Source organism: Roseateles sp. P1_C1_2 (assembly GCF_056406535.1).
Genome location: NZ_JBFUAB010000007.1, coordinates 41,132 through 59,046 on the forward strand (window position 1 = coordinate 41,132; position 17,915 = coordinate 59,046).

At 65.0% G+C, this 17,915-nt stretch carries 17 protein-coding genes and 1 tRNA gene; all 18 read right to left on the bottom strand.

The window, feature by feature from the left end:
- Positions 1–6: 6 nt before the first annotated feature.
- The 18 genes from AC1D2H_RS08370 to pnp all read right to left on the bottom strand — a co-directional run bounded on the left by AC1D2H_RS08370 (position 7) and on the right by pnp (position 17,894).
- On the bottom strand, positions 7–1,485 hold the full coding sequence (locus AC1D2H_RS08370) for an NADH-quinone oxidoreductase subunit M (protein ID WP_478010615.1): 1,479 nt from the start codon (positions 1,483–1,485) through the stop codon (positions 7–9).
- Positions 1,486–1,506: 21 nt separating this feature from the next.
- Entirely contained in the window at positions 1,507–3,564 is a 2,058-nt protein-coding gene (gene nuoL / locus AC1D2H_RS08375; RefSeq protein WP_478010616.1) for an NADH-quinone oxidoreductase subunit L, read from the bottom strand.
- 12 nt (positions 3,565–3,576) lie between these two features.
- Entirely contained in the window at positions 3,577–3,897 is a 321-nt protein-coding gene (gene nuoK, locus AC1D2H_RS08380; protein ID WP_056271411.1) for an NADH-quinone oxidoreductase subunit NuoK, read from the bottom strand.
- On the bottom strand, positions 3,894–4,547 hold the full coding sequence (locus AC1D2H_RS08385) for an NADH-quinone oxidoreductase subunit J (protein ID WP_478010617.1): 654 nt from the start codon (positions 4,545–4,547) through the stop codon (positions 3,894–3,896). Before AC1D2H_RS08385 ends, nuoK begins: the two co-directional genes overlap by 4 nt.
- A 54-nt stretch (positions 4,548–4,601) precedes the next feature.
- A complete protein-coding gene (gene nuoI / locus AC1D2H_RS08390; protein ID WP_477895074.1) occupies positions 4,602–5,090 on the bottom strand; it encodes an NADH-quinone oxidoreductase subunit NuoI in 489 nt (162 codons plus the stop codon).
- Positions 5,091–5,100: 10 nt separating this feature from the next.
- The gene (gene nuoH / locus AC1D2H_RS08395; RefSeq protein ID WP_477934142.1) at positions 5,101–6,204 is read right to left on the bottom strand and encodes an NADH-quinone oxidoreductase subunit NuoH; all 1,104 of its coding nucleotides are present in this window, start codon (positions 6,202–6,204) and stop codon (positions 5,101–5,103) included.
- Between the two features lie 14 nt (positions 6,205–6,218).
- Positions 6,219–8,525: an NADH-quinone oxidoreductase subunit NuoG gene (gene nuoG / locus AC1D2H_RS08400; protein ID WP_478010618.1), complete on the bottom strand. Its 2,307-nt coding sequence runs from the start codon at positions 8,523–8,525 to the stop codon at positions 6,219–6,221.
- Between the two features lie 20 nt (positions 8,526–8,545).
- Positions 8,546–9,886 (bottom strand): NADH-quinone oxidoreductase subunit NuoF, encoded by a 1,341-nt coding sequence (gene nuoF / locus AC1D2H_RS08405; protein WP_478010619.1) that lies wholly within the window; start codon positions 9,884–9,886, stop codon positions 8,546–8,548.
- An 8-nt stretch (positions 9,887–9,894) separates the two neighbouring features.
- Entirely contained in the window at positions 9,895–10,395 is a 501-nt protein-coding gene (locus AC1D2H_RS08410; RefSeq protein ID WP_478010620.1) for an NADH-quinone oxidoreductase subunit NuoE family protein, read from the bottom strand.
- Positions 10,392–11,645 carry an NADH-quinone oxidoreductase subunit D gene (locus AC1D2H_RS08415; RefSeq protein WP_477934134.1) on the bottom strand — a complete coding sequence of 418 codons (1,254 nt, stop codon included), beginning with the start codon at positions 11,643–11,645 and terminating at the stop codon, positions 10,392–10,394. The genes AC1D2H_RS08410 and AC1D2H_RS08415 overlap by 4 nt, the downstream gene beginning before the upstream one ends.
- A gap of 3 nt (positions 11,646–11,648) precedes the next feature.
- Positions 11,649–12,245 carry an NADH-quinone oxidoreductase subunit C gene (locus tag AC1D2H_RS08420; protein ID WP_478010621.1) on the bottom strand — a complete coding sequence of 199 codons (597 nt, stop codon included), beginning with the start codon at positions 12,243–12,245 and terminating at the stop codon, positions 11,649–11,651.
- 10 nt (positions 12,246–12,255) lie between these two features.
- Entirely contained in the window at positions 12,256–12,732 is a 477-nt protein-coding gene (locus tag AC1D2H_RS08425; protein ID WP_478010622.1) for a NuoB/complex I 20 kDa subunit family protein, read from the bottom strand.
- Between the two features lie 33 nt (positions 12,733–12,765).
- A complete protein-coding gene (locus tag AC1D2H_RS08430) occupies positions 12,766–13,125 on the bottom strand; it encodes an NADH-quinone oxidoreductase subunit A (RefSeq protein ID WP_477934130.1) in 360 nt (119 codons plus the stop codon).
- 227 nt (positions 13,126–13,352) lie between these two features.
- Positions 13,353–13,437: transfer RNA gene (locus AC1D2H_RS08435), tRNA-Leu, on the bottom strand.
- Between the two features lie 112 nt (positions 13,438–13,549).
- Complete coding sequence (secG, locus tag AC1D2H_RS08440; protein ID WP_478010623.1) at positions 13,550–13,939, bottom strand: preprotein translocase subunit SecG; 390 nt, start codon at positions 13,937–13,939, stop codon at positions 13,550–13,552.
- Between the two features lie 58 nt (positions 13,940–13,997).
- Entirely contained in the window at positions 13,998–14,741 is a 744-nt protein-coding gene (tpiA, locus tag AC1D2H_RS08445) for a triose-phosphate isomerase (protein WP_478010624.1), read from the bottom strand.
- Positions 14,742–14,751: 10 nt separating this feature from the next.
- Entirely contained in the window at positions 14,752–15,738 is a 987-nt protein-coding gene (locus AC1D2H_RS08450; RefSeq protein ID WP_478010625.1) for an NAD(P)H-quinone oxidoreductase, read from the bottom strand.
- 11 nt (positions 15,739–15,749) lie between these two features.
- Positions 15,750–17,894: a polyribonucleotide nucleotidyltransferase gene (gene pnp, locus AC1D2H_RS08455; RefSeq protein WP_478010626.1), complete on the bottom strand. Its 2,145-nt coding sequence runs from the start codon at positions 17,892–17,894 to the stop codon at positions 15,750–15,752.
- Between the last annotated feature and the right edge of the window lie 21 nt (positions 17,895–17,915).

Consider the following 17,915-nt stretch of genomic DNA (forward strand, 5'->3'; position numbering starts at 1 on the left):
TCGAGATCAGGCCGGGATCTTGCTGAGCGCCACGTGCTTGAGCAGCTCGGTGACCGAGTTGTGCATCACGTCGGTGAAGGGCTTGGGATAGAGGCCCATGTACAGCGTCGCCACGGCCAGCAGGCCGAGCATGAGGAATTCGCGGCCATTGATGTCGGTCAGCGCGCGCACGTCGTCGTTGGCGATGTCGCCGAAGTAGACGCGCTTGATCATCCACAGCGTGTAGGCCGCGCCGAAGACCAGGGCCGTCGCCGCGACGCCACCCAGCCAGAAGTTGGCCTTGACGGTGCCGAGGATGACCATCCACTCGCCGACGAAGCCGGCCGTGGCGGGCAGGCCGCAGTTGGCCATGCCGAAGAAGACGGCGAAGGCGGCGAACTTGGGCATGGTGTTGACGACACCGCCATAAGAAGCGATCTCACGCGAATGCACGCGGTCGTAGAGCACGCCGATGCACAGGAACATCGCGCCCGACACGAAGCCGTGCGAGATCATCTGCACCAGGCCGCCGGAGACGCCGAGTTCGTTGAAGATGAAGAAGCCCAGCGTCACGAAGCCCATGTGGGCGATGGACGAATAGGCCACCAGCTTCTTCATGTCCTTCTGCACCAGGGCCACCAGGCCGATGTAGACGACGGCGATCAGCGACAGCGCGATGATGAGCCAGGCCCATTGACGGGCGGCGTCCGGCGCGATCGGCAGCGAGAAGCGCAGGAAGCCGTAGCAACCCAGCTTAAGCATGATGGCGGCCAGCACGACCGAGCCACCGGTGGGCGCCTCGACGTGGGCGTCGGGCAGCCAGGTGTGCACCGGCCACATCGGCACCTTGACCGAGAAGGCGGCCAGGAAGGCGAAGAACAGCCAGGTCTGGGCGCCACCGGTCAGCGGCAGCTTGTGCCAGGTCTGGATGTCGAAGCTGCCGCCGGGAACCTGGGAGTACAGGTAGAGCAGCGCGATCAGCATCAGCAGCGAACCGGCCAGCGTGTACAGGAAGAACTTGAAGGCCGCGTAGACGCGGTTCGGTCCGCCCCAGACGCCGATGATGATGTACATCGGGATCAGCGTGGCCTCGAAGAACACGTAGAACAGCATGCCGTCCAGCGCGCTGAACACGCCCACCATCAGCCCCGACAGGATCAGGAAGGCGCCCATGTACTGGTTGACGCGGGTCTCGATGACCTCCCAGGCCGAGATGACGACGATGATGGTGATGAAGGCCGTCAGCGGCACGAACCACATCGAGATGCCGTCCACGCCCAGGTGGTAGCTGATGTTGAAGCGCTCGACCCAGGGCTGGTTCTCGACGAACTGCATCGCTGCCGTCGTCGTGTCGAAGCCGGTGATCAGCGGGATGGTGACGAGGAAGCTCGCCACGGCCGCGACCAGGGCCAGCCAGCGCACGGCGTGCGCCTGCTCGTCGCGCCCGAGCGCCAGCAGCAGTGCGCCGCAGGCAATGGGCAGAAAAATCGCAAGACTCAGCAACATTCTTGTTCTCCGCCTCTTCGCTCAGAACCCGATGAGGGCATTGAACTGGGGCTTGATATAGGGCCAGAGCTGCCAGGTCATCAGTCCCGTGACGCCAAGGATCATGACGAGGGCGTACCAGTAGAGATAACCGCTCTGCAGACGGCGCACCAGGCCCGCAATGCCGCCGACGGTCTTGACAGAGCCATTGATGATGACGCCGTCGATGAGGCCGGCATCGCCACCCTTCCACAGGCCCATGCCGATGAGGCGCGCAGCACGGGCGAGGATGTTCTCGTTGATCCAGTCCATGAAGTATTTGTTCTCCAGGACGATGATCAGCGGGCGCAGCACCTTGGCCAGCGTGGCCGGGATGCTCGGAGCGACCATGTAGAACACATAGGCCGTGACGACGCCGGACAGGGCCAGCCAGAACGGCAGTGCGGTCAGGCCGTGCAGGGCCATCGCGGCAGCGCCGTGGAACTCATGCGCCAGCTCCTCCATCGCCGGGTGGGCGTGCAGGTTGACGATGATGGCGTCCTTGAAGAAGTCGCCGAACAGCATCGGCTGGATCGTCATGAAGCCGATGACGACCGACGGGATGGCCAGCAGCACCAGCGGCGCGGTGACGACCCAGGGCGACTCGTGCGGCACGTGCGCGTGGCCGTGGTCACCATGGTCATCGTCGTGATGATCGTGCTCGCCCGGGAAGGGCTTGTGGTGGAAGTTCTCCTTGCCGTGGAAGACGAGGAAGTACATCCGGAAGGAATAGAAGGCCGTCACGAACACGCCGACGATGACGGCGAAGTAGGCGAAGTGCGCACCCGGCAGATGGCTGGCGTGCACGGCCTCGATGATGGAGTCCTTGGAATAGAAGCCCGAGAACAGCGGCGTGCCGATCAGCGCCAGCGAGCCCAGCAGCGACGTGATCCAGGTGATGGGCATGTACTTGCGCAGGCCGCCCATGTTGCGGATGTCCTGGTCGTGGTGCATGCCGATGATGACGGAGCCGGCACCGAGGAACAGCAGGGCCTTGAAGAAGGCATGCGTCATCAGGTGGAAGACGGCGACCGAATAGGCCGAGGCGCCCAGGGCCACCGTCATGTAGCCGAGCTGGGACAGCGTCGAGTACGCAACGACGCGCTTGATGTCGTTCTGGATGATGCCCAGGAAGCCCATGAACAGCGCCGTGATCGCGCCGATGACGAGCACGAAGTTCAGCGCCGTGTCGCTCAGCTCGAACAGCGGCGACATGCGCGCCACCATGAAGATGCCGGCCGTCACCATCGTTGCCGCGTGGATCAGCGCGGAGATGGGCGTCGGGCCTTCCATGGAGTCGGGCAGCCAGACGTGCAGCGGGAACTGCGCGCTCTTGCCCATCGCGCCGATGAACAGGCAGATGCAGGCGACCGTCAGCAGCGACCAATCGCTACCCCACAAAGGAAGGGGGAAGATCATCTTCGACAGGATTTCGGACTTGGCGAAGATCTCGACGTAGTTCAGCGAGCCGCCGAAGGCCACCAGCAGGCCGATGCCCAGGATGAAGCCGAAGTCACCGACCCGGTTCACCAGGAAGGCCTTCATGTTGGCGAAGATGGCCGTCGGTTTCTTGTACCAGAAGCCGATCAGCAGATAGGACACCAGGCCCACCGCTTCCCAGCCGAAGAACAGCTGCAGCATGTTGTTGCTCATGACGAGCATCAGCATGCTGAAGGTGAACAGCGAGATGTAGGAGAAGAAGCGCTGGTAGCCGTCGTCCTCTTCCATGTAGCCGATGGTGTAGATGTGCACCATCAGCGACACGAAGGTCACGACGCACATCATCATGGCCGTCAGGCCGTCGATGAGGAAGCCGACCTCCATCTTCAGCTCGCCGAGCGTCATCCACTCGTAGACGGTCGCGTTGAAGCGCGCGCCGTCGACGGCGACGCTGTACAGCGTCATGGCCGAGATGATGAAGGCGATGAGGACGCCGAGGATGGTGACCACGTGCGAGCCGCGGCGGCCCACCGTCTTGCCGAAGAAGCCGGCCACGATGGCGCCCGCGAGCGGCGCCAGCGGCACCGTCAGCAACAGGTTCTGGGAGAGTTGTGCAGACATCTTGTTGTGTCCTCAGCCCTTGAGAGCGTCGAGCTCTTCGACATTGATGCTGGCGCGGTTGCGGAACAGCACGACCAGGATGGCCAGGCCGATGGCCGATTCGGCCGCCGCGACGGTCAGGATGAAGAACACGAAGACCTGGCCGCCCATGTCGCCCAGGTAGTGCGAGAAGGCGACGAAGTTCATGTTGACCGCCAGCAGCATCAGCTCGATGGCCATCAGCAGCACGATCAGGTTCTTGCGGTTCAGGAAGATGCCGATCACCGACAGCGCGAACAGCATCGCGCCGAGCGTCAGGAAATGGCCCAGGGTCAGTCCAGCGGCGCCGATCATGCCTGGCCTCCTTTGGTGGGTGCGGCAGCAGATTCGGGGGCGACGGCGGGCGTGGCCACGGTCGGCGCCATCTTGACGATCTTCAGTCGCTGGACCTTGGTGACCTTGACCTGCTCGGACGGGTCCATGGCGCGCGAATCCTTGCGGCGGCGCAGCGTCAGCGCGATGGCCGCGACGATGGCGACCAGCAGCAACACGGCCGCGATCTGCAGCGGGTAGAGGTAGGCCGTGTAGATCTCGATGCCCAGCAGCTTGGTGTTACCCATCTGGACCTGGGCTGCGGTGGCCACCGGCGCATCGGACAGCTGGAAGCCACCCATCAGCACGATGCCCATCTCGAAGGCGATCAGCGCGCCGACGACGGCCGCCAGCGGCAGATGCTTCCAGAAGCCCTCACGAATGCTGTCCGTGTTCAGGTCCAGCATCATGACGACGAACAGGAACAGCACCATGACGGCGCCGATGTAGACGAGCACCAGCGCAATTGCCAGGAACTCGGCCTTCAGCAGCATCCAGAGGCAGGACGCCGTGAAGAAGGACAGGATCAGGAAGAGCGCGGCATGCACGGTGCTGCGCGCCGTGATGACACGGAACGAACTCACCAGCAGGATGCCGGAGAAGACGTAGAAGAGGATGGTCGTGATGTCCATACGTATCCAGGCCAGCTGAGCTGGACCGCGGTGCGCCCTGCGGCGCGCCGGCGATCAGCGGTACTTGGCGTCGGCCTCCTTCTGGGCTGCGATTTCTGCCTCGTACTTGTCACCCACAGCCAGCAGCATGTCCTTGGTGAAGTACAGGTCGCCGCGCTTTTCACCGTGATATTCGAAGATGCTGGTCTCGACGATGGAGTCCACCGGGCAGCTTTCTTCGCAGAAGCCGCAGAAGATGCACTTGGTCAGGTCGATGTCGTAGCGCGTCGTGCGGCGGCTGCCGTCGGCACGCACGTCGCTCTCGATGGTGATGGCCATCGCCGGGCAGACGGCCTCGCAGAGCTTGCAGGCGATGCAGCGCTCTTCACCGTTCTCGTAGCGGCGCAGCGCATGCAGGCCACGGAAGCGCGGGCTCAGCGGCGTCTTCTCTTCCGGGAACTGGACGGTGATGTTGCGGGAGAGGAAATGCCTCCCGGTCAGCTTCATCCCCTTGAGCAGTTCCCAGAGGAAAAACGTCTTCGCGAAATTCGTGATTGCAGTCATGGTCGCCGCCTCACTTCCAGATGTTGTACGGAGCCGGCAATTGCATCCAGGCACCGACAACGACCAGCCAGATCAGCGTGATGGGAATGAAGATCTTCCAGCCCAGACGCATGATCTGGTCGTAGCGGAAGCGCGGGAACGTGGCGCGCACCCACAGGAAGGTCGTGACGACGAAGAAGGTCTTGCCGAACAGCCAGGCCCAATTCCAGAACGCCATCGTGTGCTGGATGAAGGCCGGCGTCTCCATGCCGAAAAGGCTCCAGGAAATCGGTGCACTCCAGCCGCCCAGGAACATGAGCACGGCCAGGGCCGACACCAGGATCATGTTGGCGTACTCGGCCAGGAAGAACATCGCGAACGACATGCCCGAGTACTCGATCATGTGGCCGGCGACGATTTCCGATTCGCCTTCGACGACGTCGAAGGGGTGGCGGTTGGTTTCAGCCAGGCCGGAGATGAAGTACACGATGAAGATGGGGAACAGCGGCAGCCAGTTCCACGACAGCAGCGGCACGCCGTGGGCCGCGAACCAGCCGCGCTCCTGCACCTGCACGACCTCGGTCATGTTCAGGCTGCCGGTCACCATCAGCACGACGACGAGGGCAAAGCCCATCGCGATCTCATACGAGACCATCTGGGCCGAGGCGCGCAGTGCGCCCAGGAAGGCGTACTTCGAATTCGACGCCCAGCCGGCGATGATGACGCCGTAGACCTCGAGCGAGGTGATGGCCATCAGGTACAGCAGGCCGGCATTGACGTTGGCCACGGCGGCATCCGGGCCGAAAGGCACGACGGCCCAGGCGGCCAGCGCCGGCATGATGGTCATGACCGGTCCGAGGAAGAACAGGCCCTTGCTGGCGGCGGTGGGTTTGATGATCTCCTTGAAGATCAGCTTGACCGCATCGGCGATGGGGGTCAGCAGGCCGTAGGGGCCGACGCGGTTCGGGCCCGGGCGGATCTGCGACCAGCCGATGGCCTTGCGCTCCCACAGCGTCAGGTAGGCGACGCAGATCATCAGCGGCGCCACGACCACGATGATCTTGATCAGGCTCCACACCAGGGGCCACAGGGCCCCCAGCAGCGACGCGCCTTGTTGGTAGAGGGTGTCGATCATTCTTGTCAGCTCCCTCAGACCTTGCTGATGTTGAGCGTGCCGAAGGCAGCACCCAACGCGGCGGTTTGTGCGAGGCCGGCGGGCACGCGGGCCACGCCTTCCGGCAGGCCGGCTTCGAGGCGGGCGGGCAGTTGGGCGGCGCCACCATCCTGCACGACGCGAACCTGGTCGCCTTCAGCCAAGCCAAGCTGTTGCCACAGGCTGCTGGGCAGGCCGACCGTGGCGGCTTCGCGGCCGTCGGTGGTCAGCTGCAGCGACGTGGAGTTGCGCACCAGCGCGTCGGTCGCGTAGATGGGCAGGTTGCCGAAGCGCTCGACGCCCTCACCCTTGGCCGCGGCTTGCGGTGCGGCCGAGGTGGTGTTGGACAGGCGGGCAGCGATGTCGCCACCCAGGGCCTGTTCGCGGACCTGCTCGGAGCTGTCCTGGTCGAAACCGGCCAAGCCGAGCAGATTGCCCAGCACGCGCAGCACCTTCCAGCCCGGACGCGTCTCGGCCAGCGGGCGCACGACGCCGACAAAGCTCTGCAGACGGCCCTCGGCGTTGACGAATGAGCCCGAGGTCTCGGTGAACGGCGCGACGGGCAGCAGCACGTCGGCGTATTCGAGGCCGGTCTTGAACGGGCTCAGCACGACGACCATCTCGGCCGCGTCCAACGCCTTGGCGGCGGCGGCGGCGTTGGCAGCGTCGAGCACCGGATCGGTGTTCAGCAGCAGCGCGGCCTTCAGCGACGTGCCGCTCAGCATCTGGCCGGCGTTCAGGCCGTCGATCTGCGGCTGGGCCTTCACGAGCTGCGCGCCGACACTGTTGGCGGCGGCCGTCAGATAGCCGACGCTGGCGCCGGTCTGCTGGGCTATCCACTGCGCCAGCGCCAGCAGGCTGGCGGCCTGCGGGTGTTCGGCGGCGGCATTGCCGAGCAGGATGGCCTTCTTCTGGCCGGACGCGAGGCTGGCGGCGATGGCCTTGGCTTCGTCCGTGGCCGTGCCGGCGAGCGGCGCGCCAGCGCCAATGGCGGCGGCGACGTCGGCCAGGGCTTGCACCCAGCCCGACGGCGCGACGGAGGTCGAGCCGGCAAGCGGCATCAGCCAGTCATCGTTGCTGACGCCCACGCGATGCACGGCGGCACCGCGGCGCGCAGCGTGGCGCAGGCGGGCGGCGAACAGCGGGTGGTCCTTGCGCAGGTTGGAGCCGACGACCAGCGCACGGTCCAGCTCGGACAGGCTGGCGATGCTGGTACCCAGCCAACGTGCCTGACCAGCGGCTGCGGCGTTGCCGAAGTCGCTGTGGCGCAGGCGGTGGTCGATGTTGTCGCTGCCCAGGCCGCGCACGAGTTGTGCGAGCAGATGCAGCTCTTCCACCGTGCTGTGGGCCGAGCCCAGCGCGCCGATGGACGCTGCACCGTGGTCGGCCTTGATGGTCTTGAGGCCGTTGGCGATGTATTCCAGCGCCGTGGTCCAGTCGACCTGCTTCCAGGCGCCGCCCTGCTTGATCATGGGCGCGGTCAGGCGCTGGTCGCTGTTCAGCGCTTCATAGCTGAAGCGGTCGCGGTCGGCGATCCAGCATTCGTTGACGTCTTCGTTCTCCAGCGGCACGACGCGCAGGACCTGGTGGTTCTTGACCTGGACGATCAGGTTGGCACCGGTCGAATCGTGCGGGCTGACGCTCTTGCGGCGCGACAGCTCCCAGGTGCGGGCGCTGTAGCGGAAGGGCTTGCTGGTCAGCGCGCCGACCGGGCAGATGTCGATCATGTTGCCCGACAGCTCGGAGTCCACCGTGCGGCCGACGAAGGTCTGGATCTCGCTGTGCTCGCCGCGGTGGGCCATGCCCAGCTCCATCTGGCCGGCGATCTCCTGGCCGAAGCGCACGCAGCGGGTGCAGTGGATGCAGCGGCTCATCTCTTCCATCGAGATCAGCGGGCCGACGTTCTTGTGGAAGACGACGCGCTTCTCTTCGGTGTAGCGGCTTTTTCCTGCGCCGTAGCCGACGGCCAGGTCCTGCAGCTGGCACTCGCCGCCCTGGTCGCAGATCGGGCAATCCAGCGGGTGGTTGATCAGCAGGAATTCCATGACGCCCTGCTGGGCCTTGATCGCCTTGTCGCTCTTGGTGCGGACGATCATGCCCTGCGTGACCGGCGTCGCGCAGGCCGGCATGGGCTTGGGCGCCTTCTCCACGTCCACCAGGCACATGCGGCAGTTGGCCGCGATGCTGAGCTTCTTGTGATAGCAGAAGTGCGGGATGTAGGTGCCGGCCTTCTCGGCGGCATGCATGACCATGCTGCCTTCCAGGACCGAGACCTTCTGACCGTCGAGTTCGATTTCAACCATGGTGGTGTTTCTCTAGGCGCTCAGGTCGGAGCCACCAGGGGCTTCTTGTGTTCAATCAGGTGCACGAACTCGTGCTTGAAGTGCTTGATCATGGCGCGCACGGGCATCGCGGCAGCGTCGCCCAGCGCGCAGATCGTGCGGCCCTGGATGTTGTCGGCCACCGAGTTCAGCAGGTCGATGTCCTCTGCCCTGCCCTCGCCGTGATAGATGCGCTCCAGCACGCGGTGCATCCAGCCCGTGCCTTCGCGGCAGGGCGTGCATTGGCCGCAGGACTCGTGGGCGTAGAAGTAGGACAGGCGCAGCAGGCTCTGCACCATGCAGCGCGAGTCGTCGATGACGATGACGGCGCCCGAGCCCAGCATGGAGCCGGCCTTGGCGATGGAGTCGTAGTCCATCGTGCACTGCATCATCACGTCGGCCGGCAGCACCGGCGCGGACGAACCGCCAGGGATGACGGCCTTGAGCTTGCGGCCCTTGCGCACGCCACCGGCCAGCTCAAGCAGCTTCTCGAAGGACGTGCCCAGCGGCACCTCGAAGTTGCCGGGCTTCTCGACGTCACCCGACACCGAGAACAGCTTGGTGCCGCCGTTGTTGGGCTTGCCGATCTCCAGGTAGGCCTGGCCGCCGTTGCGGATGATCCAGGGAACCGCCGCGAAGGTCTCGGTGTTGTTGATGGTGGTGGGCTTGCCGTACAGGCCGAAGCTGGCCGGGAACGGCGGCTTGAAGCGCGGCTGGCCCTTCTTGCCTTCCAGCGATTCCAGCAGCGCCGTCTCTTCGCCGCAGATGTAGGCGCCGAAACCATGGTGGCCGTGCAGCTGGAAGCTGTAGTCCGAGCCCATGATCTTGTCGCCGAGGTAACCAGCGGCGCGGGCCTCTTCCAGGGCCGCCTCGAAGCGCTCGTAGACCTCGAAGATCTCGCCGTGGATGTAGTTGTAGCCGACCTTGATGCCCATCGCGTAGGCAGCGATGGCCATGCCCTCGATGACCTGGTGCGGGTTGAACATCAGCAGGTCGCGGTCCTTGCAGGTGCCCGGCTCACCTTCGTCGGAATTGCAGACGAGGTATTTCTGGCCCGGGAACTGGCGGGGCATGAAGCTCCACTTCAGGCCCGTGGGGAAGCCTGCGCCGCCGCGGCCGCGCAGGGCCGAGGTCTTGACCTCGGCGATGACCTGGTCGGGCGTCAGGCCTTCGCCACCGTCCTTGCCGAGGATCTTGCGCAGGGCTGCATAGCCACCGCGGGCTTCATAGTCCTTGATCGACCAGTTCTTGCCGTCCAGGTCCGCGTAGATCTGCGGGCTGATGTGGCGACCGTGGAAACAGGTCTCGGCGCCGGTGGCTTGGAATTTGGAAAGGTCCAGCATCGTCGTCCTCAGGCCTTGGCTGCTTCAGACCGCAGCACGTCGACGAGTTCGTCCAGGCGCTCGGTCGTCATGAAGCTCAACATCTGGCGGTCATTCACCAGCATCACCGGCGAGTCGGCGCAGGCGCCCAGGCACTCGCTCTTCTGCACGGTAAAGAGGCCGTCGGCCGTCGTGCCGCCCTGCTCGATGCCGAGCTTGCTGCACAGATGATCCAGCGCCTTCTGGCCGTCACGCAGCTGGCAGGGCAGGTTGGCGCAGACGTTCAGCTTGAACTTGGCCGTCGGGCGCTGGTTGAACATGTTGTAGAAGGTCGTCACCTCGTAGACCGCAATGGTCGGCATGCCGAGGTGGGCGGCGATCACGTCTTCCGCGGCGCGGGACACGAAGCCCTCTTCCTGCTGCACGATGGCCAGGCAGGCCATGACGGCAGACTGGCGCATCTCGTAGGGGTACTTGGCGACCTCGCGGTCGAAGCGCGCGCGGGTGGCGTCAGAGAGTTGGTAGCTCATCGATCAATCTCGCCGAACACGATGTCCATGGTGCCGATGATGGCGACGGCGTCCGCAATCATGTGGCCGCGACCCATCTCATCCAGCGCCGCCAGATGGGCAAAGCCCGGCGGGCGAATCTTCAGGCGGTAGGGCTTGTTGGCGCCGTCGCTGATCATGTAGATGCCGAACTCGCCCTTGGGGTGCTCGACGGCCGCATAGGCCTCGCCCTCGGGCACGTGGAAGCCCTCGGTGAAGAGCTTGAAGTGGTGGATCAGCTCTTCCATGTTGGACTTCATGTCCACGCGCGAAGGCGGCGCCACCTTGTGGTTGTCGGTGATGACCGGGCCGGGATTGGCACGCAGCCAGGCCGAGCACTGCTGGATGATGCGGTTGGACTGGCGCATCTCTTCCACGCGCACGACATAGCGGTCGTAGGTGTCGCCGTTGGTGCCGATGGGGATGTCGAAGTCCAGCTTGTCGTAGACGTCGTAGGGCTGCTTCTTGCGCAAGTCCCAGGCGATGCCGGAGCCGCGCAGCATGGGGCCGGTGAAGCCCAGGTTCAGCGCGCGCTCGGGCGACACGACGCCGATGCCGACCGTGCGCTGCTTCCAGATGCGGTTGTCGGTCAGCAGCGTTTCGTAGTCGTCGACGTTCTTGGGGAAACGCGCGCAGAAGTCGTCGATGAAGTCCAGCAGCGAGCCCTGGCGGTTCTCGTTGAGGCGATCGATGTCCTTCTTGTTGCGGATCTTGCTGGCCTTGTGCTGCGGCATCGTGTCCGGCAGGTCGCGGTAGACGCCGCCCGGCCGAAAGTAGGCCGCGTGCATGCGCGCGCCCGAGACCGCCTCGTACATGTCGAACAGGTCTTCGCGCTCGCGGAAGCAGTAGATGAGCACATTCATCGCACCGCAATCCAGGCCGTGCGCGCCCAGCCACATCAGGTGGTTCAGCAGGCGCGTGATCTCCGCGAACATCACGCGGATGTACTGAGCACGGACCGGCACGTCGACGCCCAGCATCTTCTCGATGGCCAGGCAGTAGGCTTGCTCGTTGGCCATCATCGACACGTAGTCGAGGCGGTCCATATAGGGCAGCGACTGGATGTAGGTCTTGCTCTCGGCAAGCTTCTCGGTCGCACGGTGCAGCAGGCCGATATGCGGGTCGGCGCGCTGGATGACTTCGCCGTCCAGCTCCAGCACCAGGCGCAGCACGCCGTGCGCGGCCGGATGCTGCGGACCGAAGTTGAGGGTGTAGTTCTTGATTTCGGCCATGGTTCAGAGCCCGCCGTACTTGTCTTCGCGAATGATGCGAGGCGTGATTTCACGCGGCTCGATGGTCACCGGCTGGTAGATGACTCGCTTCTGCTCGGCGTCGTAGCGCATCTCGACATGACCCGACACCGGGAAGTCCTTGCGCATCGGGTGGCCGATGAAGCCGTAGTCGGTCAGGATGCGGCGCAGGTCGCTGTGGCCGTCGAAGATGACGCCATACATGTCGAAGGCCTCGCGCTCAAACCAGTTGGCGGCGCTCCACACCTCGGTGACCGAGGCCACGCAGGGGAAGTCGTCGTCGGTGGCGAACACCTTCAGGCGCAGGCGCCAGTTCTTGCTGACCGACAGCAGGTGGCTGACGACGGCATAGCGCTGGCCTTCCCAGGCGCCGTCGCCAAAGCCGCTGTAGTCGACGCCGCAGAGGTCGATCAACTGCTCAAGCTTGAGCTCGGGGTGGTCGCGCAGCGTCGTCGCGACTTCGAGGTAGTCGGCCGCGCGCACGGTCAGCGTCAGTTCGCCCAGGGCGTTCTTCAGCTCGACGACGTGCTCGCCAAGGACGGCACCAACTTGCTGGGCCAGGGTTTCGAGATTCAGGCTCATACCTTGGCGCTCAGCGTGCAATGGTGTTTTCGCGGCGGATCTTGGCCTGCAGCTGCAGGATGCCGTAGAGCAGCGCCTCGGCCGTCGGCGGGCAGCCGGGCACGTAGACGTCCACCGGCACGATGCGGTCGCAGCCGCGCACGACGGAATAGCTGTAGTGGTAATAGCCGCCGCCATTGGCGCAGGAGCCCATCGAGAGCACCCAGCGCGGCTCGGCCATCTGGYCGTAGACCTTGCGCAGGGCCGGCGCCATCTTGTTGCACAGCGTGCCGGCCACGATCATCAGATCGGACTGACGCGGGCTGGGACGGAACAGCATGCCGAAGCGGTCGATGTCGTAGCGCGCGGCACCCGCATGCATCATCTCGACTGCACAGCAGGCCAGGCCAAACGTCATCGGCCACAGCGAGCCGGTCTTGGACCAGTTGATGAGCTTGTCGACCGAGGTGGTGACAAAGCCCTCTTTCAGGACGCCTTCAATACCCATTTCGAATTCCCAGCAGCGTGTTTGGCGTAGCGCTTATTCCCAGTCCAGGGCGCCTTTTTTCCACTCGTAGGCGAAGCCGACGACCAGAATGCCGAGGAAGATCATCATCGCCCAGAAGCCCGTTGCACCGATTTCCTTGAGCGCCACGGCCCAGGGGAACAGGAAGGCGATTTCCAGGTCGAAAAGAATGAACAGGATGGCGACGAGGTAGTACCGCACATCGAATTTGATGCGCGCGTCTTCAAAGGCCTCGAAGCCGCATTCGTAGGGGGAGTTCTTGGCCTTGTCCGGCCGATTGGGCCCGAGCAACGCGCCGAGCACCTGGGGTGCGATCCCGACTACTGCGCCGACCAAGATGAAGAGGATGACGGGCAGGTATTGTTCGAGATTCATCTGGGCTTTCTCGGTCGACTAGAACGTCTCTTCGTCCACGCGGCCCCTGCGCGAGCAGGGCACAAAAGCAAACAGGCGCGCCACCAGCGAATCGAAAGAACTCGCTCGCGGATCGCGCCCGCCTTGAACCTTGCGTCGGTCAACCCAGCTCCAGGCTGGGCAACCTAGCGACAGGCCGCTTTGGCTGATTCCCGCATCAGGACCAACGGGAATGCTAGCCGATTGTCTGGTGCCGTCGGCGAGACTCGAACTCGCACAGCTTTCGCCACTACCCCCTCAAGATAGCGTGTCTACCAATTTCACCACGACGGCAGGTACTCAAAGTGCCTGGCAACCCAAGGAGGGAAGGCCTGCCAGACAGCCTCGAATTCTATACCGGGAATTAGGGGTGTCCCGGTGAGGAGACGAGGTTTTTAGTCGGTCTTCAGTTGGGCGCGGCGGACGCGGCGGACGCGGCCACCGAAGCCGCAGCAGCCGGCGCGACGACGGCGCCAGGGATGGCGGCGGCACCCGAAGCGGCGGGCGCGACGACGGCGGCGCGGTCCAGCACGCTGTCGGCGCTCGACGCGGCCGGGCGGCTGTTGGACAGGAAGGCCAGGCCCAGCGTGCAACCGAAGAACAGCGTGGCCGCGACGGCCGTGCTGCGCGACAGGAAGTTGGCACTGCCGGTGGCGCCAAACAGGCTGCCCGAAGCGCCGCTGCCAAAGGAGGCGCCCATGTCGGCACCCTTGCCGTGCTGCACCAGCACCAGACCAATGATCGCCAGAGCCGAGAGCAACTGAACGATCAACACCAGATTCGCAAAGACCTGCATTCCAAACACTCCATCAAAACTCTAGTAGCACCCCGCTTCATCGGGGCACCGTGAAAACTCAGTGGGCTGCCGCGCGGCAGATGGCGGCAAAGTCGGCCACCTTCAACGAAGCACCGCCAATCAGGCCACCGTCGATATCAGCCTGCGAGAACAGCTCGGCCGCGTTGTCGGCCTTGACGCTGCCGCCGTAGAGGATGCGCATGGCACCGGACTTGTCCGTCGCCGCATGCAGCTGGGCACGCAGCACGGCATGCACCGCTTGCGCTTCGGCAGGCGTGGCGGTCAGGCCGGTGCCGATGGCCCAGACGGGCTCGTAGGCGACGACCATTTCGCCGGTGCAGTGACCCAGCGTGTGGATGACCGCCGCCAGCTGGCGCTTGACGACGGCTTCAGTCTGGCCAGCCTCGCGCTCGGCGCGGGTTTCGCCGACGCAGACGATGGGCGTCACGCCATGGGCCAGCGCAGCCTTGGCCTTGTCGGCAACGAGCTGGTCACTCTCCGCGTGATAGGCACGGCGCTCCGAATGACCCACGATGGCGTAGCGGCAGCCGACGTCGGCCAGCATCGCGCTGGACACCTCGCCGGTGTAGGCGCCCTGCTCGTGCGAGGAGCAGTCCTGCGAGCCGTAGGCAATGGACGCGCCGGTCAGCGCGAGCGCCGTCTCGGCGATGTAGAGAAACGGCACGCAGACGGCGACGTCGGCGTTCCAGGGGCCGGCTTCCTTGAGGCCGGCGAGCAGCTGGGCATTGGCAGCGCGGCTGCCATGCATCTTCCAGTTACCCACGACGAGTTTTCTTCTCATGTCGACTCCATCACCAGTTCAGCACGATCTTGCCGACGTGCTGGTTCGATTCCATCAGCGCATGCGCCTCGGCCGCGTTGGCAGCCGGCAGCTCGCGATACACCACGGGTTTGACAAGCCCCGCCTCGATCAGCGGCCAGACCTTGTCGCGCAACGAGCGCGCGAGCTGGGCCTTGAAGGCCGCGGAACGCGGGCGCAGCGTCGAGCCGGTGATCGTGAGGCGCTTGCGAAGCACGAGGCCGGCATCGATCTCAGCCTTCACACCGCCCTGCACGGCGATCAATGCCAGGCGACCATCCTCGGCCAGCGCCTGCACGCCGCGGCCAATGTAGTCGCCAGCCACCATGTCCAGGATCACGTCGACACCGCGACCGCCGGTGGCGGCCTTGGCTTCGGCGACGAAATCATGTTCGCGGTAGTTGATCGCCACATCGGCACCCAGCGCCTTGCAGGCTTCGGCCTTGTCGGCGCTGCCCACCGTCACCAGCACACGCGCACCCAGCGCCTTGGCGATCTGGATGGCCGTCACGCCGATGCCGCTGGAGCCGCCATGGATCAGCAGCGTCTCGCCCGATTGCAGACCCGCGCGGTCGAACACGTTCGCCCAGACGGTGAAGCAGGTTTCAGGCAGCGTCGCCGCCTGCGTCAGCGTCCAACCCTTGGGCGCCGGCAGGCATTGGCCGACAGGCGCGGTGCACAGCTCGGCATAGCCGCCGCCGTTGACCAGCGCGCAGACTTTGTCACCCAGCTTGAAGCCATGCGCGGCCAGCGCCTGGACATCGCCCGCGACGATCTCGCCAGCAACCTCCAGCCCTGGCAGATCGCTCGCGCCGGGCGGCGGCGGGTAAGCGCCCTTGCGCTGCAGCACGTCCGGCCGATTGATGCCGGAAGCTGCAACGCGGATCAGGCACTCGCCCGAGCCCGCGACTGGATCTGGCCGTTCGGCCAGTTCCAGCACCTCGGGCCCGCCGGGGCGGGTGATCGCGATGGCTTTCATCGCTGCAGCGTTTACTCCGCGGCCGGGGCGTCAGCAGCCGGAGCCGCCGGAGCCGGTGCGGCCTCGCGGTCGATCAGCGCCTTCATCGACAGCTTGATGCGACCCTTCTCGTCCGTCTCCAGCACCTTGACCTTGACGATCTGGCCTTCGCTCAGGAAGTCCGTGACCTTCTCGACGCGCTGGTGGGCGATCTGGCTGATGTGCAGCAGGCCGTCCTTGCCGGGCAGCAGGTTCACGAGAGCACCGAAGTCCAGGATCTTGGTGATCGGGCCTTCGTAGACCTTGCCGACTTCGACTTCGGCCGTGATTTCCTGGATGCGCTTCTTGGCCAGTTCGGCCTTGTCAGCGTCCGTCGAGGCGATGGTGATGGTGCCGTCTTCGCCGATGTCGATGGTCGTGCCGGTCTCTTCGGTCAGCGCACGGATGGTCGAGCCGCCCTTGCCGATGACGTCACGGATCTTCTCCGGGTTGATCTTCATCGTGTACAGACGCGGCGCGAACTGCGACACCTCGGTATTGGCGCTGCCCATGGCTTCGGTCATCTTGCCGAGGATGTGCAGGCGGGCTTCCTTGGCTTGCGCCAGGGCGACCTGCATGATTTCCTTGGTGATGCCCTGGATCTTGATGTCCATCTGCAGGGCGGTGATGCCGGTCGTCGTGCCGGCCACCTTGAAGTCCATGTCGCCCAGGTGATCTTCGTCACCCAGGATGTCGGTCAGCACGGCGAAGCGGTTGGCGTCCTTGATCAGGCCCATGGCGATGCCGGCCACGTGGGCCTTCATCGGCACGCCGGCGTCCATCAGTGCCAGGCAGCCGCCGCAGACGGAAGCCATCGACGAAGAGCCGTTGGACTCGGTGATTTCGGAGACGACGCGCAGCGAGTAGGGGAAGTCTTCCTTGCTCGGCAGCGCGGCGATCAGCGCGCGCTTGGCCAGGCGGCCGTGGCCGATTTCGCGGCGCTTCGGCGAACCCACACGACCCGTCTCGCCGGTGGCGAAGGGGGGCATGTTGTAGTGCATCATGAAGCGGTCTTCGAACTCGCCGTCCAGCGCGTCGATGCGCTGGGCGTCACGGTCTGTGCCCAGGGTCGCGATGACCAGGGCCTGCGTCTCGCCGCGCGTGAACAGCGCCGAGCCGTGGGTGCGCGGCAGGATGCCGTTGCGGATTTCGATGGGACGCACGGTGCGGGTGTCGCGGCCGTCGATGCGCGGCTCGCCGGCCAGGATCTGGCTGCGGACGATGCGGGCTTCGATCTCGAACAGCAGACCTTCGACCTCGACCTTGTCGAAAGCGACGCCTTCGTCCTTCAGCGCGGCGAAGACGCTGGACGTCACGGCGCGGCAGGCTTGCGTGCGGGCCTGCTTGGAGCGGATCTGGTAGGCCTCGCGCAGCGGGCCTTCGGCGAGGCCGTTGACCTTGGCGATGAAGGCTTCGTCCTTGGCGGGCGCGGTCCAGGTCCAGGTCGGCTTGCCGGCGTCGCGCACCAGGTCGTTGATCGCGGCGATGGCGACATTGCCTTGCTCGTGACCGAAGACAACGGCGCCGAGCATGATTTCTTCCGACAGGCCCGAAGCTTCGGATTCAACCATCAGCACGGCGCTTTGCGTGCCGGCGACGACCAGGTCCATCTGGCTGTTGACCAGCTCCGACTTGGCGGGGTTCAGCAGGTACTCGCCGTTCACATAGCCCACGCGGGCGGCGCCGATCGGGCCGTTGAACGGGATGCCGGAGATGGCCAGCGCGGCGGACGTGCCGATCAGGGCGGCGATGTCGGCCTGCACTTCAGGGTTCAGGCTCACCACGTGGATGACGACCTGGACTTCATTGAAGAAGCCTTCCGGGAACAGCGGGCGGATCGGGCGGTCGATCAAGCGGCTGGTCAGCGTCTCATGCTCGCTGGGGCGGCCTTCACGCTTGAAGAAGCTGCCGGGGATCTTGCCGGCGGCGTAGGTCTTTTCGAGGTAGTCGACGGTCAGCGGGAAGAAGTCCTGGCCGGCCTTGGCTTCGGTCTTGGCGACCACGGTGGCCAGCACGACGGTGCCTTCGATGTTGACGAGGACGGCGCCGGTGGACTGGCGGGCGACTTCACCCGTTTCCAGCACGACGTTGTGGCGGCCCCATTGGAAGGACTTCGTGACCTTGTTGAAAATGGACATGCTCATCTCCTGGTTGTGGTG

Coding starts and splice junctions, on each gene's coding strand:
- AC1D2H_RS08370 (WP_478010615.1), bottom strand. CDS start 1,485: ATGTTGCTGAGTCTTGCGATTTTTCTGCCCATTGCCTGCGGCGCACTG.
- nuoL (WP_478010616.1), bottom strand. CDS start 3,564: ATGTCTGCACAACTCTCCCAGAACCTGTTGCTGACGGTGCCGCTGGCG.
- nuoK (WP_056271411.1), bottom strand. CDS start 3,897: ATGATCGGCGCCGCTGGACTGACCCTGGGCCATTTCCTGACGCTCGGC.
- AC1D2H_RS08385 (WP_478010617.1), bottom strand. CDS start 4,547: ATGGACATCACGACCATCCTCTTCTACGTCTTCTCCGGCATCCTGCTG.
- nuoI (WP_477895074.1), bottom strand. CDS start 5,090: ATGACTGCAATCACGAATTTCGCGAAGACGTTTTTCCTCTGGGAACTG.
- nuoH (WP_477934142.1), bottom strand. CDS start 6,204: ATGATCGACACCCTCTACCAACAAGGCGCGTCGCTGCTGGGGGCCCTG.
- nuoG (WP_478010618.1), bottom strand. CDS start 8,525: ATGGTTGAAATCGAACTCGACGGTCAGAAGGTCTCGGTCCTGGAAGGC.
- nuoF (WP_478010619.1), bottom strand. CDS start 9,886: ATGCTGGACCTTTCCAAATTCCAAGCCACCGGCGCCGAGACCTGTTTC.
- AC1D2H_RS08410 (WP_478010620.1), bottom strand. CDS start 10,395: ATGAGCTACCAACTCTCTGACGCCACCCGCGCGCGCTTCGACCGCGAG.
- AC1D2H_RS08415 (WP_477934134.1), bottom strand. CDS start 11,645: ATGGCCGAAATCAAGAACTACACCCTCAACTTCGGTCCGCAGCATCCG.
- AC1D2H_RS08420 (WP_478010621.1), bottom strand. CDS start 12,245: ATGAGCCTGAATCTCGAAACCCTGGCCCAGCAAGTTGGTGCCGTCCTT.
- AC1D2H_RS08430 (WP_477934130.1), bottom strand. CDS start 13,125: ATGAATCTCGAACAATACCTGCCCGTCATCCTCTTCATCTTGGTCGGC.
- secG (WP_478010623.1), bottom strand. CDS start 13,939: ATGCAGGTCTTTGCGAATCTGGTGTTGATCGTTCAGTTGCTCTCGGCT.
- tpiA (WP_478010624.1), bottom strand. CDS start 14,741: ATGAGAAGAAAACTCGTCGTGGGTAACTGGAAGATGCATGGCAGCCGC.
- AC1D2H_RS08450 (WP_478010625.1), bottom strand. CDS start 15,738: ATGAAAGCCATCGCGATCACCCGCCCCGGCGGGCCCGAGGTGCTGGAA.
- pnp (WP_478010626.1), bottom strand. CDS start 17,894: ATGTCCATTTTCAACAAGGTCACGAAGTCCTTCCAATGGGGCCGCCAC.